General features: G+C 53.7%; 23 protein-coding genes and 31 other annotated features. Of the genes, 11 read left to right on the forward strand and 12 right to left on the reverse strand.

Going from position 1 to position 25,421, the window contains the following annotated elements; genetic code table 11:
* Positions 1 to 3: 3 nt before the first annotated feature.
* Positions 4 to 12 (forward strand) — a -35 signal (putative -35_signal for osmB; RegulonDB:STMLTH004499).
* The gene (gene osmB / locus STM1705; RefSeq protein ID NP_460664.1) for an osmotically inducible lipoprotein occupies positions 4 to 296 on the forward strand. Within the gene, positions 78 to 296 belong to an annotated coding region; the region does not span the whole gene. (Overlaps the previous feature by 9 nt.)
* Positions 30 to 38: a -10 signal (putative -10_signal for osmB; RegulonDB:STMLTH004499), on the forward strand. It overlaps the preceding gene by 9 nt.
* Positions 64 to 69 (forward strand) — a ribosome-binding site (putative RBS for osmB; RegulonDB:STMS1H001888).
* A gap of 119 nt (positions 297 to 415) precedes the next feature.
* Here osmB and yciH read toward each other — a convergent pair.
* From yciH to pgpB, 5 genes are all read right to left on the reverse strand, one after another.
* The gene (gene yciH, locus STM1706; RefSeq protein ID NP_460665.1) for a putative translation initiation factor SUI1 occupies positions 416 to 750 on the reverse strand. Within the gene, positions 416 to 742 belong to an annotated coding region; the region does not span the whole gene.
* Positions 742 to 1,490 (reverse strand): orotidine-5'-phosphate decarboxylase gene (gene pyrF, locus STM1707; RefSeq protein ID NP_460666.1). Within the gene, positions 742 to 1,479 belong to an annotated coding region; the region does not span the whole gene. The genes yciH and pyrF overlap by 9 nt, the downstream gene beginning before the upstream one ends.
* Positions 745 to 750: a ribosome-binding site (putative RBS for yciH; RegulonDB:STMS1H001889), on the reverse strand. It overlaps the preceding gene by 6 nt.
* Positions 1,485 to 1,490 (reverse strand) — a ribosome-binding site (putative RBS for pyrF; RegulonDB:STMS1H001890). Its footprint lies within the gene pyrF.
* Positions 1,491 to 1,669: 179 nt before the next feature.
* Positions 1,670 to 2,854 (reverse strand): putative N-acetylglucosaminyl transferase gene (gene yciM, locus STM1708; RefSeq protein NP_460667.1). Within the gene, positions 1,670 to 2,839 belong to an annotated coding region; the region does not span the whole gene.
* Positions 2,846 to 3,166 (reverse strand): putative inner membrane protein gene (yciS, locus tag STM1709; protein ID NP_460668.1). Within the gene, positions 2,846 to 3,154 belong to an annotated coding region; the region does not span the whole gene. Before yciS ends, yciM begins: the two co-directional genes overlap by 9 nt.
* Positions 2,849 to 2,854: a ribosome-binding site (putative RBS for yciM; RegulonDB:STMS1H001891), on the reverse strand. (Overlaps the previous gene by 6 nt.)
* Positions 3,161 to 3,166, reverse strand: a ribosome-binding site (putative RBS for yciS; RegulonDB:STMS1H001892). (Lies within the gene yciS.)
* Positions 3,167 to 3,303: 137 nt before the next feature.
* Positions 3,304 to 4,079 (reverse strand): phosphatidylglycerophosphate phosphatase B gene (gene pgpB, locus STM1710; protein NP_460669.1). Within the gene, positions 3,304 to 4,068 belong to an annotated coding region; the region does not span the whole gene.
* Positions 4,074 to 4,079: a ribosome-binding site (putative RBS for pgpB; RegulonDB:STMS1H001893), on the reverse strand. (Overlaps the previous gene by 6 nt.)
* A 172-nt stretch (positions 4,080 to 4,251) precedes the next feature.
* Positions 4,252 to 4,257: a ribosome-binding site (putative RBS for ribA; RegulonDB:STMS1H001894), on the forward strand.
* Between pgpB and ribA the strand changes: the two genes are divergently transcribed.
* Positions 4,252 to 4,854, forward strand: a protein-coding gene (gene ribA, locus STM1711; protein NP_460670.1) for a GTP cyclohydrolase II. Within the gene, positions 4,264 to 4,854 belong to an annotated coding region; the region does not span the whole gene. It overlaps the preceding feature by 6 nt.
* A 55-nt stretch (positions 4,855 to 4,909) precedes the next feature.
* On the opposite strand, the gene acnA is transcribed toward ribA, so the two are convergent.
* From acnA to topA, 3 genes are all read right to left on the reverse strand, one after another.
* The gene (gene acnA / locus STM1712; RefSeq protein ID NP_460671.1) for an aconitate hydratase 1 occupies positions 4,910 to 7,593 on the reverse strand. Within the gene, positions 4,910 to 7,585 belong to an annotated coding region; the region does not span the whole gene.
* Positions 7,588 to 7,593 (reverse strand) — a ribosome-binding site (putative RBS for acnA; RegulonDB:STMS1H001895). Its footprint overlaps the gene before it by 6 nt.
* Before the next feature lie 968 nt (positions 7,594 to 8,561).
* Positions 8,562 to 9,730 (reverse strand): transcriptional regulator for cysteine regulon gene (cysB, locus tag STM1713; protein ID NP_460672.1). Within the gene, positions 8,562 to 9,536 belong to an annotated coding region; the region does not span the whole gene.
* Positions 9,545 to 9,550: a ribosome-binding site (putative RBS for cysB; RegulonDB:STMS1H001896), on the reverse strand. It overlaps the preceding gene by 6 nt.
* Positions 9,706 to 9,714, reverse strand: a -10 signal (putative -10_signal for cysB; RegulonDB:STMLTH004500).
* Positions 9,722 to 9,730, reverse strand: a -35 signal (putative -35_signal for cysB; RegulonDB:STMLTH004500).
* 216 nt (positions 9,731 to 9,946) lie before the next feature.
* Positions 9,947 to 12,553, reverse strand: a protein-coding gene (gene topA, locus STM1714; protein NP_460673.1) for a DNA topoisomerase type I, omega protein. Within the gene, positions 9,947 to 12,544 belong to an annotated coding region; the region does not span the whole gene.
* Positions 12,548 to 12,553 (reverse strand) — a ribosome-binding site (putative RBS for topA; RegulonDB:STMS1H001897). Its footprint overlaps the gene before it by 6 nt.
* 381 nt (positions 12,554 to 12,934) lie before the next feature.
* Positions 12,935 to 12,940 (forward strand) — a ribosome-binding site (putative RBS for yciN; RegulonDB:STMS1H001898).
* Between topA and yciN the strand changes: the two genes are divergently transcribed.
* Positions 12,935 to 13,198, forward strand: a protein-coding gene (gene yciN / locus STM1715; RefSeq protein NP_460674.1) for a putative cytoplasmic protein. Within the gene, positions 12,947 to 13,198 belong to an annotated coding region; the region does not span the whole gene. (Overlaps the previous feature by 6 nt.)
* Positions 13,199 to 13,239: 41 nt before the next feature.
* Here yciN and sohB read toward each other — a convergent pair.
* The gene (gene sohB, locus STM1716) for a putative peptidase (protein NP_460675.1) occupies positions 13,240 to 14,298 on the reverse strand. Within the gene, positions 13,240 to 14,286 belong to an annotated coding region; the region does not span the whole gene.
* Positions 14,293 to 14,298: a ribosome-binding site (putative RBS for sohB; RegulonDB:STMS1H001899), on the reverse strand. (Overlaps the previous gene by 6 nt.)
* Positions 14,299 to 14,512: 214 nt before the next feature.
* Positions 14,513 to 14,518: a ribosome-binding site (putative RBS for yciK; RegulonDB:STMS1H001900), on the forward strand.
* On the opposite strand from sohB, the gene yciK reads away from it, so the two are divergent.
* Together yciK and btuR are read left to right on the forward strand one after the other, a co-directional pair.
* Positions 14,513 to 15,285 (forward strand): putative oxoacyl-(acyl carrier protein) reductase gene (yciK, locus tag STM1717; RefSeq protein NP_460676.1). Within the gene, positions 14,524 to 15,285 belong to an annotated coding region; the region does not span the whole gene. (Overlaps the previous feature by 6 nt.)
* Positions 15,269 to 15,274: a ribosome-binding site (putative RBS for btuR; RegulonDB:STMS1H001901), on the forward strand. (Overlaps the previous gene by 6 nt.)
* The gene (gene btuR, locus STM1718; RefSeq protein NP_460677.1) for a cob(I)alamin and cobinamide adenolsyltransferase occupies positions 15,269 to 15,872 on the forward strand. Within the gene, positions 15,282 to 15,872 belong to an annotated coding region; the region does not span the whole gene. The genes yciK and btuR overlap by 17 nt, the downstream gene beginning before the upstream one ends.
* A gap of 86 nt (positions 15,873 to 15,958) precedes the next feature.
* Here btuR and yciL read toward each other — a convergent pair.
* From yciL to trpH, 3 genes are all read right to left on the reverse strand, one after another.
* The gene (yciL, locus tag STM1719) for a putative ribosomal large subunit pseudouridine synthase (RefSeq protein NP_460678.1) occupies positions 15,959 to 16,845 on the reverse strand. Within the gene, positions 15,959 to 16,834 belong to an annotated coding region; the region does not span the whole gene.
* Positions 16,840 to 16,845, reverse strand: a ribosome-binding site (putative RBS for yciL; RegulonDB:STMS1H001902). It overlaps the preceding gene by 6 nt.
* A gap of 89 nt (positions 16,846 to 16,934) precedes the next feature.
* Positions 16,935 to 17,564, reverse strand: a protein-coding gene (gene yciO / locus STM1720; protein ID NP_460679.1) for a putative translation factor. Within the gene, positions 16,935 to 17,555 belong to an annotated coding region; the region does not span the whole gene.
* Positions 17,559 to 17,564: a ribosome-binding site (putative RBS for yciO; RegulonDB:STMS1H001903), on the reverse strand. (Overlaps the previous gene by 6 nt.)
* Positions 17,563 to 18,444, reverse strand: a complete 882-nt coding sequence (gene trpH, locus STM1721) for a trpR controlled transcriptional unit in the 5' upstream region of the trp operon (protein ID NP_460680.1) — start codon at positions 18,442 to 18,444, stop codon at positions 17,563 to 17,565. The genes yciO and trpH overlap by 2 nt, the downstream gene beginning before the upstream one ends.
* Positions 18,445 to 18,501: 57 nt before the next feature.
* Positions 18,502 to 18,510: a -35 signal (putative -35_signal for trpL; RegulonDB:STMLTH004501), on the forward strand.
* On the opposite strand from trpH, the gene trpL reads away from it, so the two are divergent.
* The 6 genes from trpL (at position 18,502) to trpA (ending at position 25,233) form a co-directional block, all read left to right on the forward strand.
* Positions 18,502 to 18,610 (forward strand): trp operon leader peptide gene (gene trpL, locus STM1722; RefSeq protein ID NP_448140.1). Within the gene, positions 18,566 to 18,610 belong to an annotated coding region; the region does not span the whole gene. Its footprint overlaps the feature before it by 9 nt.
* Positions 18,522 to 18,538, forward strand: a protein binding site (putative binding site for TrpR, RegulonDB: STMS1H000379). (Overlaps the previous gene by 17 nt.)
* Positions 18,526 to 18,534, forward strand: a -10 signal (putative -10_signal for trpL; RegulonDB:STMLTH004501). (Overlaps the previous feature by 9 nt.)
* Positions 18,553 to 18,558: a ribosome-binding site (putative RBS for trpL; RegulonDB:STMS1H001904), on the forward strand.
* A gap of 84 nt (positions 18,611 to 18,694) precedes the next feature.
* Positions 18,695 to 18,700, forward strand: a ribosome-binding site (putative RBS for trpE; RegulonDB:STMS1H001905).
* Positions 18,695 to 20,267 (forward strand): anthranilate synthase, component I gene (trpE, locus tag STM1723; RefSeq protein ID NP_460682.1). Within the gene, positions 18,705 to 20,267 belong to an annotated coding region; the region does not span the whole gene. Its footprint overlaps the feature before it by 6 nt.
* Positions 20,253 to 20,258, forward strand: a ribosome-binding site (putative RBS for trpD; RegulonDB:STMS1H001906). Its footprint overlaps the gene before it by 6 nt.
* The gene (gene trpD, locus STM1724) for an anthranilate synthase, component II (RefSeq protein NP_460683.1) occupies positions 20,253 to 21,862 on the forward strand. Within the gene, positions 20,267 to 21,862 belong to an annotated coding region; the region does not span the whole gene. The genes trpE and trpD overlap by 15 nt, the downstream gene beginning before the upstream one ends.
* Positions 21,804 to 21,812, forward strand: a -35 signal (putative -35_signal for trpC; RegulonDB:STMLTH004502). (Overlaps the previous gene by 9 nt.)
* Positions 21,804 to 23,224, forward strand: a protein-coding gene (gene trpC, locus STM1725) for an N-(5-phosphoribosyl)anthranilate isomerase (protein ID NP_460684.1). Within the gene, positions 21,866 to 23,224 belong to an annotated coding region; the region does not span the whole gene. Before trpD ends, trpC begins: the two co-directional genes overlap by 59 nt.
* Positions 21,830 to 21,838: a -10 signal (putative -10_signal for trpC; RegulonDB:STMLTH004502), on the forward strand. (Overlaps the previous gene by 9 nt.)
* Positions 21,855 to 21,860 (forward strand) — a ribosome-binding site (putative RBS for trpC; RegulonDB:STMS1H001907).
* Positions 23,223 to 23,228: a ribosome-binding site (putative RBS for trpB; RegulonDB:STMS1H001908), on the forward strand.
* Positions 23,223 to 24,427, forward strand: a protein-coding gene (trpB, locus tag STM1726; protein NP_460685.1) for a tryptophan synthase, beta protein. Within the gene, positions 23,234 to 24,427 belong to an annotated coding region; the region does not span the whole gene. (Overlaps the previous feature by 6 nt.) The genes trpC and trpB overlap by 2 nt, the downstream gene beginning before the upstream one ends.
* Positions 24,414 to 24,419 (forward strand) — a ribosome-binding site (putative RBS for trpA; RegulonDB:STMS1H001909). (Overlaps the previous gene by 6 nt.)
* The gene (trpA, locus tag STM1727; protein NP_460686.1) for a tryptophan synthase, alpha protein occupies positions 24,414 to 25,233 on the forward strand. Within the gene, positions 24,427 to 25,233 belong to an annotated coding region; the region does not span the whole gene. The genes trpB and trpA overlap by 14 nt, the downstream gene beginning before the upstream one ends.
* Positions 25,234 to 25,421 lie beyond the last annotated feature (188 nt).

Genomic DNA, 25,421 nt, shown 5'->3' on the forward strand with positions numbered 1-25,421 from the left:
ATCTCTTAACAGGTTTTATTTTAACTATAGTTATAGTGAGCTTAATTCCGTGAATCGTTAATTCAGGAGAGAGTATTATGTTTATGACGAGCAAAAAAATGGCCGCTGCTGTGCTGGCAATCACCGTAGCAATGTCTCTGAGCGCCTGCTCAAACTGGTCCAAGCGCGATCGCAACACGGCTATTGGCGCAGGTGCGGGGGCGTTAGGCGGCGCAGTGTTAACGGACGGCAGTACATTAGGCACCCTGGGCGGCGCGGCGGTCGGCGGCGTGATTGGTCACCAGGTTGGAAAATAATCCAGACGTTTAAATATTGAACGGCTCAAAATAATACGTTTATTCTTTTCAGGTCTGGATTACAAAAATAGACAAAGTTGACTTTTACGCCACGGTAATTTACAACCGTGGCGTTTTCATTAGCCGCCAGCTAATTTTACTTTCATTCCTTTAGCTTCCAGCAATGATTTTATCAAGTCGCGTTTATCACCCTGAATTTCAATAATCCCTTCTTTTACTGCCCCGCCACAGCCGCATTTTTTCTTCAGTTCAGCCGCCAGTTTGGTTAATTCCGCATCATTCATCTCGATACCGGTAATCAAACATACGCCTTTACCCTTACGGCCACTGGTTTGACGCTGAATGCGAACGATACCATCCCCTTTGGGACGAACCGGCGCCGTTTTAGGTTCTTCAATGCGCCCCGTCTGCGTTGAATAAACCAGACGACTATTGGAATCGCTCATTATGCCTCCCGTTTCAGTGACGCGTTAATATCCTTCAGCGTTTGCGCCGGATCTACCGATTGCGTAACCGGGCGGCCAATCACCATATAGTCAACGCCAGCGGATAATGCCTGTTCGGGCGTCATAATGCGTCGCTGGTCGCCTGCCTCGCTGCCTGCGGGCCGAATGCCCGGCGTCACTAGCTTAAATGCAGCGCCAAAGGCCTGTTTAAATCTGACAGCTTCCTGAGCGGAACAGACCACGCCATCCAGCCCGCATTGCTGCGTCAGGCGCGCCAGCCGCTCCGCATGTTCCGCCGGTGACAACGTCACGCCCAGATCGTGTAGATCGCTGGTTTCCATACTGGTCAACACGGTCACGGCAATGAGCAACGGCGCATCTTTACTGAATGGCGCCAGCGCGTCGCGCGCTGCGGCCATCATTCTCGCCCCGCCAGACGCGTGAACGTTTACCATCCAGACGCCCAGGTCTGCCGCAGCGGCGACCGCCCGGGCCGTGGTGTTGGGAATATCATGAAATTTTAGATCAAGAAAGACATCAAACCCACGTTGCTGGAGATCCCGAACGAGCTGTGGACCAAACAGCGTGAACATCTCTTTGCCCACTTTTAAGCGACAATCGCGAGGATCGATTTTATCGACAAACGCCAGGGCTTTATCGCGTTCATGGTAATCCAACGCCACAACGACAGGCGATTCAGTAATAGCGCAGGAAGAAGATGAAGCAGTAAACGTCATGACCAGACCTTCTTGATGATGGGCACCGGAAGTGGCGCAAATTGGATAAACGGCGTGCATTCTACCTGCGGCGCAGGGAAATTAACAGGTTCGATTGACAACCTGATAAGCCCTGGTCGCCGATGCTAGCGTCGTTTCTTGTTTTATGTCATTAAGTATGTTGTAACTAAAGCGAGGCTTTTTTTATATACTACTGCCCATCAAGTCCGCGAATAGGTTTAATGGTCGACCATGCCCGGCAGGACGGACAGTGCCAGTACAAGGTATAGGCGGTAAAACCGCATTTCTGACAACGATACCGCGGTTTACTGCGCACCTGCTCGCCAACCATATCACGCAGTACCATCAGGCTTTCTTTCGCTCGCCCTTCTTCCGCCTCGTTGAGATGGTAATCCATCAGCTTATGGAACACCCGCATGGTAGGATGTCGCTGTAGCTGACGCGTGATATAGACTTGAGCTGCGTCACTACCTTCACGTGCTTCCAGAATATCGGCAAGCATTAACTCAGCGCCAGCACCGGTATTCTCCTCAACGGCGCGACGTAAAAACTCCGCCCACTCGGCATTTTTACCGAGCTGTTGATAACAGGTTTGCAGCATCTCCAGCGTTTCGCTGACCAGCTCTTTATCCTGAACGATCACACGTTGCAGGCTTTCGACCGCTTTGGCGTAATCCCCTCTCGCCATATAAACGCGCCCCATCATGATAGACACCCGGGCGCTATTTTTATCTGCGGCGGCACCTTTTTTCAGCAACGCCATCGCGCGATCCATGTCGTCGTTGCCCATCTGCTGTAACGCTAACTCACAGTAAAAGTGGGCGATTTCGATACGCTGTTTATCTTTGCCCAGTTTCACCAGCCGTTCTGCTACTTCGATCGCCTTTTGCCAGTCGCTGGTTAGCTGATAGATTTGCAAGAGCTGCTGTAACGCGCCTACGCGAAATTCCGTTTCGTCGGTAAGTTGGTTAAACATATCTTCCGCGCGGTCATATAAACCGGCGGCCATATAGTCGCGCCCCAGTTGCTGAACAGCCAGTAAACGCTGTTCATAGGTCAATGAAGCGCTTTCCATGAGCGTTTGATGAATACGAATGGCGCGATCGACTTCGCCGCGTGAGCGAAACAGATTACCGAGAGTGAGATGAGCCTCAACGGTGCCCGTATCCTCTTTAAGCATATCGAGGAACAGATCCACCGCTTTATCTTGTTGGTTACTCAGCAGGAAGTTAACCCCTGCGACATAATCGCGCGACAGGCGGTTAGCTTCATCCTGTTTTGTTTGTTGCGCACTTCTGCGACCCATATACCACCCATAGGCAGCGGCTACAGGCAACAACAGAAATAACAACTCCAACATAAATGATTATTCCTTTACAACCGACGAATCGGCAGGGACCGCAACGTCGGTTGCTGGCGAGAGCTTGTTTTCCAGTCGTTTAATTTTACGTTCAGCGCGGGCAAGGGAAACGCGGACCCGCAGCCAGAACAGGCCGCAAATCAGCCAGCCAATCGCAAAACCGACGGCGAACAGCACAGCAAGCAACGTGGAGATACGATACTCCCCTTGCGCCAGCAGGTAGTTAAACGTCACCTGTTGATCATTCTGCGCGCCCAGCGTCACCGAAATAACAAAAATCGCCAATACCAGTAAGAAAATGAGTAAATATTTCACATTACTTCCCGTTATGTGGTTTGCGCGAATAAATCGTGTCCAACTTACCGCATCCAGCCTTCTAAATTACCATTTTCCCGCCTCGCGCGAAATGGAAATGCGCCCACCATCAGATGATTTAAGGGCAATAGTCAGAAAATCAACCGTTGTCAGCTTTCCTGCTCGCGTTCAGCAATTTCTTGCGCTTCTTCGCGAGGCGGCATAAGCGGCCCGCAAATTCGCTGCGCCAGCCAGGTCGCCAGGGTAACTAATAGCCAGGAGATGAGCGTGGCGACCACTAAATCTCGCGGCCAGTGCATTCCCAGAAGCAAACGGCTGCCCATTACGCCGGTCGCCCAGACTAACAAAAACGCGATGGTGAAAGTCCGTCTGCGCGGCCATAACAGACCCACGGCCAAAAGCGCCCAGCTCGCTGCAAACATGGTGTGTCCGGAGGGAAACGCAAAGCCCGTCTCTTTTTGCCAGTGCTGACGCAGGAAAACGGGGATGTTCTGTTGCCCGGCCAACTGCTCTTTCACTAAATGTCCGCGTTCTGTACGCTTTAAAGTGTAGAACTCATCGACGGGAATATGGTGCGTTTTTTCAAGCCAGACCACAAATGGCCGCGGCTCCTGTACGCGCTCCTTTACCCATGACTTCACGCCCTGCCCGACGATAATCGCCCCACCGAGAATCGCAAACAGCATAATGGCGGCGCGCAGGCGAAATCGCAGGCACCATAAGAACCATCCACAAAGAATCACATGCGTGATAACGCCCCAGGGTTTGGTCACGGTTTCCGTTATCCAGAATAGCGTTTTTAGCCACCAGACCTGATGTCCTGGCTGCCACTGCCAGCCTGATACCCATACGGCAAGCGGCATGATAAGCAACAGGGCGGCGCCTGCCGCGGTGCGCCTCGCAATTGAAAGCATGGATGCTCCTTTTATAAGTAAGTATCACAATCATAACTGAAAATTCTCGCCGGACTGGAAAATTGACAAATTTGTGCCATTCCTGAGCAATTACGTGGTAGTGATTAGGTGATGTCCGCCGCCTTATGGCAAAATAGCGGGATACAAGCCAACAGGCGACGACACCGCAGGCGTCAGCATAATCTGGAGAAATACATGCAGCTTAAACGTGTGGCAGAAGCCAAACTGCCAACCCCATTGGGTGACTTTCTGATGGTGGGATTTGAAGAACTGGCAACCGGACACGACCATGCCGCGCTGGTTTTTGGCGATATTTCAGGTAAAACGCCGGTACTGGCTCGCGTTCATTCCGAATGTCTTACCGGGGACGCGCTTTTTAGTCTGCGCTGTGATTGTGGTTTTCAACTGGAAGCCGCGCTGACGCATATTGCGGAAGAAGGACGCGGTATTCTGATTTACCACCGTCAGGAAGGCCGCAATATCGGCCTGCTTAATAAAATTCGCGCTTATGCGTTACAGGATCAAGGCTATGACACGGTGGAGGCCAATCATCAGCTCGGCTTTGCCGCCGATGAGCGTGATTTCACCCTTTGCGCGGATATGTTCAAATTACTCGGCGTGGATGAAGTTCGCCTGCTGACCAATAATCCGAAGAAAGTCGAAATACTGACCGAGGCGGGAATTAATATCGTGGAACGCGTTCCGCTCATTGTGGGTCGTAATCCAAATAATGAGCATTATCTCGATACTAAAGCGGCCAAAATGGGCCACCTACTAAGTAAGTAAGCCACCGGTATTAAAGCGCGGGCCTGCCTGTTTACGGCAGGCCCGATAAACGGCTTTAGTTCAGCATATTTCTAATGACATAGTGCAAGATGCCGTCATTCTGGTAGTAAGTCAGCTCGGTGGCGGTATCAATGCGACAGCGGCAAGGCACCGTTTCTTTGCTGCCGTCCGATCTCGTTAACGTCACCGGAATGGTCGCGCCAGGGCGCAGGTTTTGCAGATCCGCGATATCAATCACCTCTTCCCCGGTCAGTCCAAGCGTTTTACGCGTTACGCCCTGTGGAAACTCCAGCGGCAGGATCCCCATCCCAATCAGGTTTGAGCGGTGGATACGTTCGAACGACTCGGCGATCACCACGCGGATACCTAACAGCCGCGGACCTTTTGCCGCCCAGTCACGGCTCGATCCCGACCCATACTCTTTCCCGGCAATTACCGCCAGCGGCGTTTTTTCCTGCTGGTAGAGCATCGCAGCATCATAAATCGACATCGCTTCCGTACCCGGTAAATGCCGCGTCATGCCACCTTCGACGCCGGGCAGCATTTCGTTGCGAATACGAATATTGGCGAACGTACCGCGCATCATCACTTCATGGTTGCCGCGCCGTGATCCATAGGAGTTAAAATCCTTCCGCTCAACGCCGTGGTTTTGCAGATAGCGTCCGGCGGGACTGTCCGGCTTGATACTGCCGGCCGGGGAAATATGGTCGGTCGTCACCGAATCGCCCAGCATCGCCAGGATACGCGCGCCGTGGATATCTTTGACTGGCGCAGGCTGGGCCTGCATTTCATCAAAGAAAGGCGACAGGCGAATATAGGTTGAATCCGACTGCCAGCCGTAGGTATCGGACGATTCAACCTGAATCGATTTCCATTCTTCCGTGCCCTCAAACACTTCCGCATACTCTTTACGGAACATATCTGATGATACCAGTTCAACGGCGCGGGCAATTTCCTGCGCCGAAGGCCAGATATCCTTCAGGTATACCGGATCGCCTTTACGATCGTACCCCAGCGGGTCTGTCGCGAGGTTAATATTCATGTTTCCGGCCAGCGCATACGCGACCACCAGCGGCGGCGACGCCAGCCAGTTCGTTTTCACCAGCGGATGGATACGCCCTTCAAAATTTCGGTTACCGGAAAGCACGGCCCCTACCGTCAGATCGCCTTTTTTAATCGCGGTCTCAATAGGCTCCGGCAACGGACCGGAGTTCCCGATACAGGTCGTACAGCCATAACCGACCAGGTTAAAACCGAGCTCATCCAGATAAGGCGTAAGTTTGGCCTGCGCCAGATAGTCAGATACCACTTTTGACCCCGGCGCCAGAGAAGCCTTGACCCACGGTTGACGCTTCAACCCCAGCGTTACTGCCTTTTTCGCCAGTAATCCCGCCGCCATCAGCACGCTGGGGTTCGAGGTATTCGTACAGGAGGTGATGGCGGCAATGACGACAGCGCCATCCGGAAGCTGATATGGCTGTCCGTTCATCGTATAGTCAACCGGCTGGCGATCTCTTTGCGCGGTATTCAGCTCCAGCTCGGCGCTGGCGGCAAAGGCTTTCGGCACATCGCCTAACGCCACGCGATCCTGCGGGCGTTTCGGCCCGGCCAGGCTGGCCTCGACATCGCCCATATCCAGTTCCAGCGTACTGGTAAATACCGGTTCGTCACCGGGATTACGCCACATTCCCTGCGCCTTCGCGTAGGTTTCAACCAGCTCGACCAGATCGTCGCTACGTCCGCTTAATCGCATATATTCCAGGGTGATGGCGTCAATGGGGAAGAAACCACAGGTGGCGCCATATTCCGGCGACATATTAGCGATAGTCGCGCGATCCGCCAACGGCAGCGAATCCAGACCGTCACCATAAAATTCAACAAATTTACCCACGACGCCATGCTTACGCAGCATTTGCGTGACGGTGAGCACCAGGTCAGTGGCGGTGATCCCCTCCCGAAGCTTACCGGTTAACTTAAAGCCGACGACATCCGGGATAAGCATCGACACGGGCTGACCAAGCATCGCCGCTTCCGCTTCAATACCACCCACACCCCACCCCAATACGCCCAGACCATTAATCATGGTCGTATGGGAGTCAGTCCCCACCAGCGAGTCCGGGTAAGCAATCCACTCCCCGTCCTGTAATTCGCTCCAGACGGCTTTACCCAGGTATTCCAGGTTAACCTGATGGCAAATGCCGGTGCCGGGCGGCACCACGCTGAAACGGCTGAATGCCTGCTTTCCCCATTTCAGGAACATATAACGCTCATGGTTACGTTCCATTTCCAGCCGCACGTTTTCTTCAAACGCATCATCATCGCCGAAATGATCGACCGTCACAGAGTGGTCAATAACCAGATCAACCGGCGATAACGGGTTCACTTTCGACGTATCGCCGCCGAGGCGTTTAACGGCTTCACGCATCGCTGCCAGGTCGACAACGGCAGGCACGCCGGTAAAGTCCTGCATCAGGACACGGGCGGGCCGCCAGGCAATTTCACGATCGGCATGGGCATTTTTAAGCCAACCGGCCAGCGCCTGAATATCTTCATCAGTCACAGATTCGCCGTCCTGCCAGCGCAACAGGTTTTCCAGTAACACTTTAAGTGATTTGGGCAAACGGGCGATATCGCCCAGGGATTTGGCAGCCAGCGGCAGACTGTAGTAATGATACGTTTTATCTTTGGCCTGCAATGTATCCTTACTGGCTTCTCGTAGGGTTGACGACATAGCTCCTCCTTAAATGACAGGGTTGCGTTACCCTGATTCTCCACAGGGTTGTATTAAAGATAACACAAACAAAATGTAACGTTTTGATAACAACCCAAATTGCTAAAAGAGGAGAAACCTAACAGGCGAGAAGCGAAGATGAAAAAGCCCGATAAATAACGCATTATCGGGCTTTGACGAGATTAGACGGCAATCCAGATTAACTCGGCCCAGAACAGTAGCGATAATATAAACGCGCCAGTCCATGACCAATACTTTATATTTGACGTTAACATAGGCGACACCAACTGTGTTTAATCAATACTGAGAGGCGCTCAGCACACGGTTGCTGCGGTGTAATAAGACAGCGTTAATAAAACAGTAACGCCAATAAAAAGACGAATATTATTTTTGTGACACCTCGTCAGCAAAAGCATCAATAAATGCCCGCTGCTGCGGTGTGGGCGTCCAGTGTTGCGGAACAGACCGAAAAACGGTCGTATCCGGGGTGTTATCATCGTCACCAGATTGAATCGGGGGCGCGACCACGCGCTCGCGTTCCGACGTAATGCTCACTTAGCCCCACCAATGCCAGATAACAAGCGCTACCACTACCCAGAACAACGCAGAACCCACAAAAACCGCCAGCCATGCTTTACGTTTGAGCTCAGGGTCGCGGCGCGGTTCCTGGTTTTCAGAAGGCATTACTAACCTCATGCTATCGGTATCACTTATCATTTCAGCACCAAACAATCGGTACAATTAATCATCAGATGAGACAAATCCTAAATAAACTTTAGTCAAAAATCCAGTCAATTTACGAATCGTTGCCAGTGAATAAATCAATCTTTTGACTCAAGATAACTATTTGGAAAAAGAAACTGGCGGGACGGGTAATTCAACACTATTTTGCTGATCATTACCCGTAATACTTCGAGGGATATTGCAAAAGGCGGCTTTGTCTGCCATGCCACTACGACACAAACCGACGGTGATATTACTTTTCAGGCAGCTTTATATCCTGAAACATCGCTTCAATTTCTTCATTAGAACGCAACGCCACCGCCGTATCCACCACATCACGCGTCAGATGTGGCGCAAAACGCTGGATAAAATCATACATATAGCTGCGTAAAAAAGTACTACGGCGAAAACCAATTTTTGTGGTGCTGTGGCTAAAAATATCGTGCGCGTCAATCCGCACTAAATCAGGATCGGCAAGCGGATCGACCGCCATGCTGGCAATGACGCCAACGCCCAGTCCCAACCTGACATACGTTTTAATCACATCCGCATCGGTTGCAGTAAAGACGATCCGCGGCGTTAATCCTGCGCGATTAAAAGCGGTATCCAGTTCGGAACGCCCGGTAAAGCCGAAGGTATACGTCACCAGCGGATACTGCGCCAGCGCTTCGATCGTTACGGAAGACGTTGCCGCCAATGGATGATCCGGCGTCACCACTATCGAACGGTTCCAGTGATAGCATGGCAACATCACCAGATCGTCATATAAATGCAGCGCTTCCGTGGCAATCGCGAAATCGGCGTTCCCTTTCGATACCGCTTCCGCAATCTGCGTTGGCGACCCCTGGTGCATATGCAGCGAAACGCGCGGGTAACGCTCGATGAAGCCTTTAATCACGCCTGGCAATGCATAACGCGCCTGAGTATGGGTAGTGGCAATATAGAGCGAGCCTTTATCCGGCCAGGTGTGCTCGCCGGCGACCGACTTAATGGCATCGACTTTGGAAAGCACCTCACGCGCAATACGAATAATCTCCTGACCTGCGGGCGTCACCTGAGTCAGATGCTTACCACTGCGGGCGAAAATCTGGATGCCAAGCTCATCTTCCAGCATCCGAACCTGCTTGCTGATCCCCGGCTGGGAAGTATACAACCCCTCAGCGGTAGAGGAGACGTTAAGGTTATGATTAACCACTTCAACAATGTAACGAAGCTGCTGCAATTTCATAATACATCATCCAGATTAGCGCCATCAGGCCATCGTTTATCTGCAGACTTAATCGGGCTGCTAATACGATTTAATAATAAAAAAGGTGTTAACTATAACCACTATATCATTTATATCTGAACTGTATAGCCAGCGCGATAAAATAATAAGCCCGCTATACCCAAAATAATTCGAGTTGCTTAAAGGCGGCAAGGGAGTGAGTTCCCAGAAGCATAGATAACGATGTGACTGGGGTGAGCGACAAATCTGCCGGGAGCAGATTTGAACGTCGCGTGCGACGGCCCGTCAGGGCGAGCCCATGGATGGGCCGAGTAATCCGTAGCCAACACATAAGCCACTTTAAATATGAAGGGGATATAAAAAAGGGCCGCTTACGCGGCCCGCTTGACTATAGTGACGACAGGCAGGGGTTATTTCTTGCCTTCAACCCACTTGCCGTCGACGAAGAACGCTGACCATCCCGTCGCCTTCCCGTCTTTTTCCGCCGCAACGTACTGCTGTTTTGTTTTGCGGCTAAAGCGAACAACGGTTTTATTACCTTCCGGGTCCTGCTGCGGCGCATCCGCCAGATAACGCAGTTTTTCCGGCAGGCGATCGCGGAACCGGTACAGCTCCTCGACTAATGGCGCGCGAGTTTCGCGTGATTTCGGGAACGTATTGGCCGCCAGGAATATCCCTGCGGCGCCATCGCGCAGCACAAAGTACGCGTCCGATTTTTCACACGGCAGTTCCGGTAATGGAACAGGATCTTCCTTCGGCGGCGCAACTTCGCCGTTACGCAAGATCTTACGGGTATTTTTACATTCGTCGTTAGTACAGGCCATGTACTTACCAAAACGCCCCATTTTCAGGTGCATTTCGGAACCACATTTCTCACACTCAACGATCGGGCCGTCATACCCTTTGATGCGAAACTCGCCTTCTTCAATCTCGTAGCCGTCACAGGTCGGGTTATTACCACACACATGCAATTTACGCTTCGGATCGATCAGATAGCTGTCCATCGCCGTACCGCACTTCTGACAGCGCCGCTTGGCGCGCAGGGCGTTGGTTTCGGCGTCGTCGCCTTCCAGCACGTTCAGAACTTCATTTTCCGGCACCAGGTTAATGGTCGTTTTACAACGCTCTTTCGGCGAAAGCGCATAACCTGAACAACCAAGGAAAACCCCCGTACTGGCAGTACGAATTCCCATTTTACGGCCACAGGTTGGACAGTCGATGCTGGTCAGCACCATCTGGTTAGGACGCATCCCCCCTTCTTCCGGATCTTTCTCGGCTTTATCGAGCTGCTGAGTAAAATCGCTGAAGAAGTTATCCAGTACCGCTTTCCACTCGGCCTGGTGATTCGCAACCTGATCCAGACTATCTTCCATCTGCGCGGTAAAATCGTAGTTCATCAATTCGCGGAAGTTTTCTTCCAGCCGGTCGGTGACGATTTCACCCATTTTTTCCGCATAGAAGCGACGGTTTTCAACGCGAACATAGCCGCGATCCTGAATGGTCGAGATAATCGACGCATAGGTAGACGGACGACCAATACCACGCTTCTCAAGTTCTTTAACCAGAGAAGCCTCGCTGAAACGGGCTGGCGGTTTAGTAAAGTGCTGAGCAGGCGTCAATTCAAGTAGCGTCAGCGCATCGCCCTTATTCACGGCAGGCAATGTGCGATCTTCATCGCCTTTACGCAGCGCCGGCATCACTTTTGTCCAGCCGTCAAAGCGCAAAATACGCCCACGCGCTTTCAGACGGAATTCGCCTGCGCCAACGGTAAGCGTAGTGGAGTCATATTGTGCTGGCGTCATCTGACAGGCGACAAACTGACGCCAAATTAGCTGATACAACTTCTGCGCGTCAGCCTCCATGTCTTTCAGAGACTCCGCCATGACAGCAACGTCGGAAGGACGGATCGCTTCGTGCGCTTCCTGAGAGTTTTCTTTGCTGGCGTACTGGTTCGGGTTATCCGGCAGGTATTTCTTGCCGAAATTATCGCCAATATAACCGCGCACCATGTTGACCGCATCCTGACTCAGGTTGGTGGAGTCGGTACGCATATAGGTGATGTAGCCCGCCTCATACAGACGCTGCGCCATCATCATGGTTTTCTTCACGCCAAAGCCCAGCCGGGTGCTGGCCGCCTGTTGTAGCGTGGAGGTGATAAACGGCGCGCCAGGTTTGCTGCTGGTCGGTTTGTCTTCACGCTCCAGTACGCTATAGCGCGCTTTTTCCAGCAAGCTGACGGCGGCAAGCGTCTGCTCGCGATTTACCGGCCGGAATGGCTTGTCGTTCTGATGCGTCACCTGTAGCGGTAGTGCCTCGCCAGACGGCGTCGTCGTATTAGCGTCAATTTCCCAGAACTCTTCCGGAACAAACGCTTTAATCTCGCGCTCGCGTTCAACGACCAGACGGACCGCGACAGACTGAACGCGACCTGCCGACAAACCACGGGCGATCTTTTTCCACAGCAGCGGCGAGACCATATAGCCTACCACGCGATCCATAAAGCGGCGCGCTTGCTGGGCGTTGACCCTGTTAATGTTCAGCTCGCCCGGCTGTTCAAACGCCTGGCGAATGGCATTTTTGGTTATTTCGTTAAAGACTACGCGACTGTAGCGCGCGTCATCGCCGCCGATCACTTCCCGCAGGTGCCATGCAATGGCTTCCCCTTCGCGGTCAAGGTCGGTTGCGAGATAGATGTGGTCGGCTTTTTCCGCCAACTGTTTCAGTTCAGAGACGACCTTCTCTTTACCGGGCAGCACTTCATAGTGCGCATCCCAGTTGTGCCACGGGTCAACCCCCATACGGTTGACGAGAGCGCCACGTTCATCCTTTTTGGGCTTTTTAGCCGTTTTGGTGGAGGTAGAGTCGGCGCTCTTTTTAGCTGCTGAGCCACTGGTCGGCAAATCACGGATATGACCCACGCTGGATTTCACCACGTAGTCATTACCCAGATACTTGTTGATCGTTTTGGCTTTTGCCGGGGACTCAACGATGACAAGAGCTTTACCCATATTCACCTTTACCTAAGTTGATTCTTCCAGGAATGCGTCGCACGTTGATTCACCTTCCACTGGCGACGAGACAACGATATATGGTCTCTGCGTCTGCGGATATCAACCCCTTGTACTGGCTTTGTGTACGAAATGTAACCCTCAGGTGACTGAGTTAACAGGCTTTTTTGCACACACGCGCTATAGCACGACGGAATTTTGGTCGAATGTCAAGCAATTCTGTTGCCAGATTGACGAAAGCGTCACACTGTACCTGATAAAATTCGATACGCAACTTTATTAGCATGCAAAAACAAATCTTGCCAGTGAACGCAACATGACAAATCCATCAATTTCCTGTGAGAATATTTGCCCATCAGAAGTGCTCAGCGTAGACTAATCTCCTTGTTTAAGGAGTAAAAAATGCATAAAGAGACGCAACCTATCGATCGCGAAACACTGTTGCTTGAAGCCAACAAAATTATTCGGGAACATGAAGACACGATGGCAGGTATTGTCGCCACCGGCGTAACGCAGAGAAATGGCGTGCTGGTTTTCAGCGGCGATTACTTTTTAGACGAGCAAGGGTTACCGACCCCTAAAAGCACCGCGGTGTTTAACATGTTTAAACACCTGGCGCATGTGCTGTCTGAGAAGTATCACCTGGTTGATTAATCCATGCCGGATGGCGCTGAATGCCATCCGGCAATAGCGGTTTACATCAACGGCTTTTGTCCACGCTGCCACCAGCGCAGCAGCAGCCGATCCGCGCTTTCCGCCGCGCTGCCGGTAACACGATCGATCAGTTTTTTACGCTGCATATAGCGCACATTCAGCACCTCGCGCCCTTCCATCAGGCCGAGGATAACCTCATCGCTGGTGTTAATCTCATCAACCAGTCCCTTCTCCAGCGCCTGCTGACCGTACCAGTGTTCGCCCGTGGCGACCTGTTCAATGTCCAGAGCCGGACGCATCCGCTGCACAAACTCTTTGAACAGATGGTGCGTTTCGTTGAGATCTTCACGAAACTTCTGCCGCCCTTCTTCCGTATTCTCGCCTAACAAAGTCAGGGTACGTTTGTACTGCCCTGCGGTATGCAGTTCAATATCAATGTCTTTACTTTTGAGAAAGCGGTTAAAGTTCGGGATTTGCGCGACAACACCAATTGACCCCACAATAGCAAACGGCGCCGCGATAATTTTTTCCGCCACGCAGGCCATCATATAGCCTCCGCTTGCCGCGACTTTATCCACCGTCACGGTCAGCGGAATATTTTTATCGCGCAGGCGCTGCAATTGCGATGCCGCCAGGCCATAGCCGTGCACAACGCCACCGGGGCTTTCCAGACGCACAACCGCCCGATCGCCGGGTTTCGCCACTGCCAGCACCGCCGTGACCTCTTCGCGTAACGCATTAACTTCGTGAGCGTCCATACTGCCTTTGAAATCTATCACCCATACGCGCGGTTTGTCCGATGTCGCAATGTCCCCCAGCTTCGCTTTCGCTTTGGCGGCTTTCGCCTCCTGCTTATGCTTTTTTTTCTGCGCTTTATGCCACAGTTTTTGCTGATGGCCATCCATCAACGCCGCAGCAAGGTCATCCTTCATCTCCTGATACTGCTCACTCAAATTGGTCACGCGCAGCTCGCCGCGCTGACGTTTGCGTTGCGTAGCATTCACGATCAGCAGCACAATGACGGCAATGGCCACCACAACGGTGACGATTTTTGCCAAAAATAAGCCATATTCAGACAACAATTCCACGACTCCCACCTTGATTAAATAACGCGACTTGCGCTCAGTGTACAACAGGCATCGAAGTCAGTCTCTCTTCATCCGTATGCCTGTTGAGGAAGAAAAAGTATGACAAGACGTTCATTTTACGGCGTTATCGCCCCTGTCTGATTGAAAAAAAAGGCGCTTTCAGGCATAAACCCGAAAAGTTAACGCGAAGATAAGACAACCTGGCAGGACGGTGCACCACACCGTTGAGGAGTAGCCATGCATTACCAACCGAAACAAGATCTATTGCAAAACCGCATTATTCTGGTCACTGGCGCCAGCGATGGCATTGGGCGGGAAGCCGCGCTCACGTATGCGCGTTACGGCGCAACGGTGATTCTGCTGGGACGCAACGAAGAGAAACTGCGTCGGGTCGCGCAGCACATTGCTGACGAGCAACATGTTCAACCACAGTGGTTTACGCTCGATCTGCTGACCTGCACCGCTGAAGAGTGCCGGCAAGTGGCCGACCGCATCGCCGCGCACTATCCCCGCCTGGATGGCGTCCTGCACAATGCCGGGTTACTGGGGGAAATCGGCCCAATGAGCGAACAAGATCCGCAGATCTGGCAGGATGTCATGCAGGTAAACGTTAACGCCACCTTTATGCTCACCCAGGCGCTGTTACCGTTATTATTGAAGTCCGATGCCGGCTCGCTGGTCTTTACGTCATCAAGCGTTGGCCGTCAGGGACGCGCCAACTGGGGCGCCTATGCCACCTCGAAGTTTGCTACTGAAGGAATGATGCAGGTGCTGGCGGACGAATACCAGAACCGTTCTCTGCGTGTTAACTGCATTAACCCGGGCGGCACGCGCACCAGTATGCGCGCCAGCGCCTTTCCGACGGAAGATCCACAGAAATTAAAAACGCCTGCCGATATTATGCCGCTTTACCTGTGGCTTATGGGCGACGACAGTCGCCGTAAAACCGGTATGACCTTTGACGCCCAACCGGGCCGTAAACCAGGAATCGCCCAATGAGTGATGAACGTTATCAGCAGCGCCAGCAGAAGGTAAAAGATCGGGTTGACGCCCGTGTCGCCCAGGCACAGGAAGAGCGCGGTATTATTATCGTGTTTACTGGCAATGGTAAGGGCAAAACCACGGCGGCTTTCGGAACTGCCGCCCGCGCCGTAGGACACGGTAAAAACGTAGGCGTGGTGCAATTTATTAAGGGCACCTGGCCCAACGGCGAGCGTAATCTGCTGGAACCGCATGGCGTCGAATTTCAGGTGATGGCAACGGGATTTACCTGGGAGACGCAAAATCGCGAGGCAGACACCGCAGCATGTATGGCCGTTTGGCAGCATGGGAAACGGATGCTGGCCGATCCGCTGCTTGATATGGTAGTACTGGATGAGCTGACCTATATGGTGGCGTATGACTATTTACCGCTGGAAGAGGTCATAAGCGCGCTAAACGCGCGCCCTGGTCACCAGACGGTGATTATTACAGGTCGCGGCTGTCACCGGGATATTCTTGATCTTGCGGATACCGTCAGCGAACTGCGTCCGGTTAAACATGCTTTTGACGCGGGCGTAAAAGCCCAGATGGGAATTGATTATTAACCGTAGGCCGGATTAAGGCGTTTGCGCCGCCATCCGGCACAAACCCTCTTGTCTGATGATCCTCGGCCTATAGACCGCGGTAGAGATTACCCGTTGTTATTACGCCCACCGGAGCGGCGTCCGCCAGCTATCTGGCTGTGGCGTTTTACCGCCCGACGGATCTGGTTCGCTTTCATACGACGACGGTCTTTTTCGACGGCAACCTTCGACGAGGTTTCCGGCGGGAGCTCTACCAGACCACGCAGATAGTTCGTTTGCGCGAGGTCGAGCTCAGTCCAGCCGCCGCGCGGCAGGCCTTTCGGCAGCGGGATATCGCCGTAACGAACGCGGATCAGACGGCTGACCTGAACGCCTACCGCTTCCCACAGTCGGCGAACTTCGCGGTTGCGCCCTTCCGTCAGCGTCACGTTATACCACTGGTTAATGCCTTCGCCGCCGCTGAATTTAATGGTCTTAAATGCCGCCGGGCCATCTTCCAACTGTACGCCACGGCTTAAATCACGCAGTTTCGATTCATCCACCTGACCGAACACGCGCACGGCATATTCACGTTCAACTTCGCGACTAGGATGCATCAGGCGGTTCGCCAGTTCACCGTCGGTGGTAAACAACAATAGCCCGCAGGTGTTGACATCCAGACGTCCTACCGCAATCCACCGCGCGCCGCGCAGTTTCGGTAAGCGATCAAAAACGGTTGGCCGCCCTTCAGGGTCATTGCGGGTACACAGTTCACCTTCTGGTTTGTAATAGGCCAGAACGCGGCAAATTTGTTCCGCCGACTCTTTCACCGAAATCAGGTGACCGTCGATACGGATTTTCAAACCGGGAGTGACTTCAACACGATCGCCAAGCGTGGCGATTTTACCGTCAACGCTGACACGTCCCGCTTCAATAATGGATTCGATTTCACGGCGAGAGCCGTGGCCAGCGCGCGCCAGCACTTTTTGTAACTTTTCGCTCATAGAGCTTCCTTCAGGTGTCGCCTTCACAGGCGTCGAACAGGAGAATGAACGGCGCGTTGCCGCGCCATTTTAAGGCCGCGTAGTATACAGGCTTACGCCCTTATAAGAAAGGTGTAACGTCGCCGACGCCTTCGCGCAGCACCACCGGGGAGTCATTGGTCAAATCGATTACCGTGGTAGGCTGTTGACCGAGGTAACCACCGTGGATGATCAGATCCACCTGCTTCTCCAGCCGATCTTTAATCTCCTCCGGGTCCGACTCGGTAAAATCGCTGCCAGGCAGCATCAACGACGTCGAGAGCATCGGTTCGCCCAGCGTATCCAATAACGCCAACGCAATCGGGTTTGACGGTACGCGCAGGCCGATAGTTTTACGCTTTTCCTGCAACAGACGGCGCGGCACCTCTTTTGTCCCCTTCAGGATAAAGGTGTAATTACCCGGCGTATTGTTTTTCATCAGACGAAATGCCACGTTGTCGACGTAGGAGTAGGTCGACAACTCGGACAAATCGCGGCACATCAGCGTGAAGTTGTGGCCGTCCGGCAGATGACGGATGCGGCAAATGCGCTCCATTGCGCCTTTGTCTTCAATTTTACAACCAAGGGCATAGCCGGAATCGGTTGGATAAACAATAACACCGCCTTTACGCACAATGTCGACGGCCTGATTAATCAGCCGTTGCTGTGGGTTATCCGGATGGATATAAAAAAACTGGCTCATACTTCCCTCACTGTGATATTTGCGGCTGTTCCCATGTCTGCCATACGCCTTCAACGCCAGCGGGCAGCCAGAGTTTACGCCCCAACTCAATCCACGGGCAGGGCTGATGGAAATCAGATCCAAGCGATGCCCATAAATGATGCTGACGCGCAAGCGTCGCCAGTTGGGTGCGTTCATTGGGCGATTGTTGGCACTGCGCCACTTCCATCGCGTCGCCGTGATGGTCGGCAAAATGCGCCACTAATCTTTTCAGCCACTTAGCGCTAAGGTCGTAGCGTCCCGGATGGGCCAACACCGCCTTACCGCCAGAATGATGAATGACATCAATAGCTTGTTCTATTGTACACCACTGCGGCGGAACGTAACCGGTTTTCCCACGCGCGAGATATTTTTTAAAAACATCCGCCATGGTCGCGGCTTTGCCGCACTCCACCAGAAAGCGGGCGAAGTGGCCGCGCGTCACCGCGCCGCCATTGGCCAGTCTCAATGCCCCTTCCCACGCGCCGGGAATATGGGCTTTTTCCAGACGCTCCGCAATGAGCCGACCGCGTGCCTGACGCCGCTCTGTCTGCTGCGCCAGAAAATCGCGCATTGCCGGATGCGCAATATCAATATTCAGACCCACAATGTGAATCTCATGATTCTCCCAGACCGTTGAAATCTCCACGCCGGGAATAAGATTCAGGGCCAGTCCGGAACGTGAAATTTCTTCTCTTGCCGCAGGAATCGCGGCTGTGGTGTCATGATCGGTAATCGCCAGCGTGCCGACTCGCATCTCTACCGCACGGTGTACTAATGTTTCTGGCGTCAACAGTCCATCGGACGCCGTGGTATGACTGTGCAGATCGTAAATCACTGCGTAATTCGTGTCGCTCAAGGCGGCTCCCATAGAGATAAAGTTATGTCATGTACATCATAACGGTTCCGGCAAATATACTGAAATAGGTGTTGACATTATTCCATCGAACTAGTTAACTAGTACGAAAGTTCACATGAAGAGGGTATCTAAAATGGCAGCGACATTTGCATTACACGGTTGGTGGCGCACTTCCTGATAGCGGGCGGTGTATGAACAGCTGTAATCAGCCAAACGATACCCGGCCCGCCTGTTAAGCGGGCTTTTTTTTGAACAAAATAATGAGAATAACCATGCAAACACCAAAACCCACGCTCGAACTGTTGACCTGCGATGCCGCCTATCGGGAAAACCCAACGGCGCTTTTTCACCAGGTCTGCGGCGATCGCCCGGCAACGCTGCTGCTGGAATCCGCGGATATCGACAGTAAAGATGATTTAAAAAGCCTGCTGCTGGTAGATAGCGCGCTGCGCATTACCGCTTTAGGTGACACTGTCACCATTCAGGCGTTATCTGATAATGGCGCCTCGTTATTGCCGCTACTGGATACCGCCCTGCCCGCTGGCGTGGAGAACGATGTCCTGCCTGCCGGTCGCGTTCTACGCTTCCCGCCCGTCAGCCCATTATTAGATGAAGACGCCCGTTTATGCTCTCTGTCGGTATTTGATGCGTTCCGTCTGTTACAGGGAGTGGTGAACATACCGACGCAAGAGCGGGAGGCTATGTTTTTCGGCGGTCTGTTTGCCTACGACCTGGTCGCTGGCTTTGAAGCGCTGCCACACCTTGAGGCTGGCAATAACTGCCCGGACTACTGCTTTTATTTAGCGGAAACGCTGATGGTTATAGATCATCAGAAAAAAAGCACCCGTATTCAGGCCAGTCTGTTCACCGCCAGCGACCGGGAAAAACAGCGCCTCAACGCCCGCCTGGCGTACCTTAGCCAACAGTTAACCCAGCCTGCGCCGCCGTTGCCGGTGACGCCGGTGCCGGACATGCGCTGTGAATGCAATCAGAGCGATGACGCGTTCGGCGCGGTGGTACGCCAGTTGCAAAAAGCCATCCGCGCGGGCGAGATATTTCAGGTGGTGCCGTCGCGCCGCTTTTCACTGCCCTGCCCGTCGCCGTTGGCTGCCTACTACGTGCTGAAAAAGAGCAACCCCAGCCCGTATATGTTCTTTATGCAGGATAATGATTTCACGCTTTTCGGCGCGTCGCCGGAAAGCTCGCTGAAATATGACGCAGCCAGCCGTCAGATTGAGATTTATCCCATCGCGGGTACCCGTCCACGCGGTCGCCGCGCCGATGGTACGCTGGACAGAGATCTCGACAGCCGTATTGAGCTGGACATGCGTACCGACCATAAAGAGCTTTCCGAACATCTGATGCTGGTCGATCTGGCGCGCAATGACCTGGCGCGCATCTGTACGCCGGGCAGTCGCTACGTTGCCGATCTGACAAAAGTTGACCGCTATTCATACGTGATGCATCTGGTTTCCCGGGTGGTGGGCGAACTGCGTCACGATCTCGACGCGCTGCACGCCTATCGCGCCTGCATGAACATGGGCACCCTGAGCGGCGCGCCGAAAGTACGCGCCATGCAGTTGATTGCCGATGCGGAAGGACAGCGCCGCGGCAGCTATGGCGGCGCGGTCGGTTACTTCACCGCCCACGGCGATCTGGACACCTGTATTGTTATCCGTTCCGCGCTGGTGGAGAACGGTATCGCCACCGTACAGGCGGGTGCCGGAATTGTGCTGGACTCTGTTCCGCAGTCTGAAGCCGATGAAACCCGTAATAAAGCGCGCGCCGTATTGCGTGCTATCGCCACCGCGCATCATGCACAGGAGACCTTCTGATGGCTGATATTCTGCTGCTCGATAACATCGACTCGTTTACCTGGAACCTGGCAGATCAGCTACGGACCAACGGTCATAACGTGGTGATTTACCGTAACCATATTCCGGCGCAGACGCTTATCGATCGCCTGGCGACAATGAAAAATCCGGTGCTAATGCTCTCCCCCGGTCCGGGCGTTCCCAGCGAGGCAGGCTGTATGCCGGAGCTGCTGACCCGACTACGCGGCAAGTTACCGATCATCGGCATTTGTCTGGGGCATCAGGCGATTGTCGAAGCTTACGGCGGTTATGTCGGTCAGGCGGGAGAAATCCTGCATGGCAAAGCCTCCAGCATTGAGCATGACGGTCAGGCGATGTTCGCCGGGCTGGCGAATCCGCTACCGGTCGCGCGTTATCATTCGCTGGTCGGCAGTAATGTTCCTGCCGGGCTGACCATTAACGCCCATTTCAACGGCATGGTGATGGCGGTACGTCATGATGCGGATCGCGTTTGCGGTTTTCAATTTCATCCTGAGTCCATCCTGACGACACAGGGCGCGCGTCTACTGGAGCAAACATTAGCCTGGGCGCAGCAAAAGCTGGAACCGACCAACACCCTACAGCCGATTCTGGAGAAACTCTATCAGGCGCAAACACTGACGCAACAAGAGAGCCATCAGTTGTTTTCGGCGGTCGTCCGCGGCGAACTTAAGCCTGAACAGCTCGCCGCCGCGCTGGTGAGCATGAAAATTCGCGGCGAGCATCCCAATGAAATTGCCGGCGCCGCCACTGCGTTACTGGAAAATGCCGCCCCGTTCCCGCGCCCGGAGTATCTGTTTGCGGATATCGTTGGTACCGGCGGCGATGGCAGTAACAGTATCAATATCTCTACCGCCAGCGCCTTTGTCGCGGCGGCCTGTGGACTGAAAGTGGCGAAACACGGCAACCGTAGCGTGTCCAGCAAATCGGGGTCATCCGATCTGCTGGCGGCGTTCGGTATTAATCTGGATATGAACGCCGATAAATCACGTCAGGCGTTAGATGAACTGGGCGTCTGTTTCCTGTTTGCGCCGAAATATCACACCGGACTCCGTCACGCGATGCCGGTTCGCCAACAGTTAAAAACGCGAACCCTGTTCAACGTACTCGGCCCGCTGATCAACCCGGCGCATCCGCCGCTGGCGTTGATTGGCGTCTATAGCCCGGAACTGGTGCTGCCGATTGCGGAAACCTTACGGGTACTGGGCTATCAGCGCGCGGCGGTGGTACATAGCGGCGGCATGGATGAGGTTTCGCTCCATGCGCCGACGATTGTCGCGGAGCTGCATGATGGCGAAATTAAAAGCTATCAACTTACGGCGGAGGATTTTGGCCTGACGCCTTACCATCAGGATCAGTTGGCTGGCGGCACGCCGGAAGAAAACCGTGACATTCTGACGCGGTTATTACAAGGTAAAGGCGATGCCGCGCATGAGGCCGCCGTCGCCGCCAACGTGGCGATGCTGATGCGTCTGCATGGTCAGGAAGATCTCAAGGCCAACGCGCAAACCGTGCTTGATGTTCTGCGCAACGGCACCGCATATGACAGAGTCACCGCACTGGCGGCAAGAGGGTAAATAATGCAAACCGTTTTAGCGAAAATCGTCGCAGACAAGGCGATTTGGGTAGAAGCCCGCAAACAGCAACAGCCGCTGGCCAGTTTTCAAAATGAGATCCAGCCAAGTACACGCCATTTTTATGATGCGCTCCAGGGCGCGCGTACCGCCTTTATTCTGGAGTGTAAGAAAGCATCGCCATCAAAAGGCGTGATTCGCGACGATTTCGATCCGGCGCGTATTGCCAGTATTTATCAACATTACGCCTCGGCGATCTCGGTGCTCACCGACGAAAAATATTTTCAGGGGAGCTTCGATTTTCTGCCGGTCGTTAGCCAAAGCGCGCCGCAGCCGATTCTGTGTAAGGATTTTATTATCGATCCCTATCAGATCTACCTTGCCCGTTACTATCAGGCCGATGCCTGTTTACTGATGCTCTCGGTTCTGGATGACGAACAGTATCGCCAACTCTCCGCCGTCGCGCACAGTCTGAAAATGGGCGTGCTCACGGAGGTCAGTAATGACGAAGAACGGGAGCGCGCGATAGCGTTAGGCGCAAAAGTGGTAGGTATCAACAATCGCGATCTGCGCGATCTGTCGATTGATTTGAATCGCACCCGCCAGCTGGCGCCAAAACTGGGCCACGGCGTGACTGTCATCAGCGAGTCCGGGATTAACACCTATGGTCAGGTACGCGAACTGAGCCACTTCGCCAACGGTTTTTTAATTGGCTCCGCGTTAATGGCGCATGACGATCTTAACGCCGCCGTCCGTCGCGTGCTGCTTGGCGAAAATAAAGTCTGCGGCCTGACCCGCGCCCAGGACGCTAAAGCGGCCTGTGACGCTGGCGCAATATATGGCGGGTTGATTTTTGTGCCCTCATCTCCGCGCGCGGTTAGCGTTGAGCAGGCGCGAGAAGTGATAAGCGGCGCGCCATTGCAGTATGTCGGCGTTTTCAAGAACGCTGATATCGCCGATGTTTGCCAGAAAGCCGCCGTCCTGTCGCTTTCTGCCGTACAGCTACATGGCAGCGAAGACCAGGCGTATGTCAACGCGCTGCGCGAGGCGTTGCCGAAACAGGTGCAAATCTGGAAGGCGCTGAGCGTTAGCGATGCCCTTCCCGCACGCGATTATCACCATGTCGATAAATACATTTTCGACAATGGGCAAGGCGGCAGCGGGCAGCGCTTCGACTGGTCACTGCTACAGGGGCAACCGCTGGATAATGTGTTACTGGCGGGCGGGCTGGCGGCCGATAACTGCGTCCAGGCGGCGCAAGTCGGCTGTGCCGGTCTCGATTTTAATTCAGGTGTGGAGTCACAGCCGGGCATCAAAGATGCTCGTCTTCTGGCCTCAGTTTTTCAGACACTGCGCGCATATTAAGGAAAAAACATGACAACACTTCTCAACCCCTACTTTGGTGAATTCGGCGGCATGTATGTGCCGCAGATCCTGATGCCTGCGCTGAACCAGCTTGAAGAGGCCTTCGTCAGCGCGCAAAAAGATCCTGAATTTCAGGCGCAATTCGCCGATCTGCTAAAAAACTACGCGGGACGCCCCACCGCGCTGACGAAATGCCAGAACATTACCGCCGGTACGCGTACCACGTTGTATTTAAAGCGCGAAGATTTACTGCACGGCGGCGCGCACAAAACCAATCAGGTACTGGGTCAGGCGCTGCTGGCCAAACGGATGGGTAAAAGCGAGATTATCGCTGAAACCGGCGCCGGTCAGCACGGCGTCGCCTCTGCGCTCGCCAGCGCCCTGCTGGGTCTGAAATGCCGTATCTATATGGGCGCCAAAGACGTTGAGCGCCAGTCGCCGAACGTCTTCCGTATGCGTCTGATGGGCGCTGAGGTCATCCCGGTTCATAGCGGCTCCGCTACGCTAAAAGATGCCTGTAACGAGGCGCTGCGCGACTGGTCCGGTAGTTACGAAACCGCGCACTATATGCTCGGCACGGCGGCAGGACCGCATCCCTATCCCACCATCGTTCGCGAGTTCCAGCGCATGATTGGCGAAGAGACGAAAGCGCAAATCCTCGACAAAGAGGGCCGTCTGCCAGATGCCGTTATCGCTTGCGTCGGTGGCGGCTCAAACGCTATCGGGATGTTTGCCGATTTTATTAATGATACCAGCGTCGGGCTAATAGGCGTTGAACCTGGTGGTCATGGTATTGAAACCGGCGAGCATGGCGCGCCGCTTAAACATGGTCGCGTTGGCATCTATTTCGGGATGAAAGCGCCGATGATGCAAACAGCAGACGGGCAAATTGAAGAGTCCTATTCCATTTCCGCCGGGCTCGATTTCCCGTCCGTTGGGCCGCAACATGCGTACCTGAACAGCATCGGACGCGCGGATTATGTCTCCATTACCGATGATGAGGCGCTGGAAGCCTTCAAAACGTTGTGCCGCCATGAGGGAATTATCCCGGCGCTGGAGTCCTCCCACGCGTTGGCGCACGCTCTGAAAATGATGCGCGAGCAGCCGGAAAAAGAGCAACTGCTGGTGGTCAATCTCTCTGGCCGCGGAGATAAAGACATCTTTACCGTACACGATATCCTGAAAGCGCGAGGGGAAATCTGATGGAACGCTACGAAAATTTATTTGCCCAACTCAACGATCGCCGGGAAGGCGCTTTTGTCCCCTTCGTGACCCTGGGCGACCCTGGCATTGAACAGTCACTGAAAATTATTGACACACTGATTGACGCTGGCGCCGACGCTCTGGAACTGGGGGTTCCCTTCTCCGATCCGCTGGCCGATGGCCCTACCATCCAGAATGCGAACTTACGCGCCTTCGCCGCTGGCGTCACGCCGGCTCAGTGTTTTGAAATGCTGGCGCTGATTCGTGAAAAACACCCGACCATTCCGATTGGCCTGCTAATGTACGCGAATCTGGTGTTCAATAACGGCATAGATGCGTTCTATGCCCGTTGTGAACAGGTTGGCGTAGATTCCGTGCTGGTCGCAGATGTCCCGGTTGAAGAATCGGCCCCCTTCCGCCAGGCAGCGTTACGGCATAATATCGCGCCGATCTTCATCTGCCCGCCAAATGCGGATGACGATCTTCTGCGCCAGGTCGCATCTTACGGCCGCGGTTACACCTACCTGCTTTCGCGTTCGGGTGTCACCGGCGCGGAAAACCGTGGCGCATTGCCGTTGCATCATCTCATTGAGAAGCTTAAAGAGTACCATGCCGCGCCTGCGTTACAGGGCTTCGGTATCTCCTCGCCGGAACAGGTGTCTGCGGCCGTGCGTGCCGGGGCGGCTGGCGCTATCTCCGGCTCAGCCATTGTCAAGATTATCGAGAAAAACCTCGCGTCTCCCAAACAGATGTTGGCGGAGCTCAGGTCCTTTGTCTCAGCCATGAAAGCCGCCAGCCGCGCATAACGGGTTAAGCCGTCAGCATAACGCTGGCGGCTTAATGAGTGGCTGGCGCCGAACCAGAATCACGATTCAGACGTACATCATCAATCTTTTTGGTGTTATTCCCCGTCCAGCTTTCAAAAAGTCTGAAGTCAATTTTTGCTAAGAAAACTCCTAATCACGCCGAAAAATTTAGCGTTTTCACGTCAATT

It is taken from the genome of Salmonella enterica subsp. enterica serovar Typhimurium str. LT2 (assembly GCF_000006945.2).
GTDB classification, from domain to species: Bacteria; Pseudomonadota; Gammaproteobacteria; order Enterobacterales; family Enterobacteriaceae; genus Salmonella; species Salmonella enterica.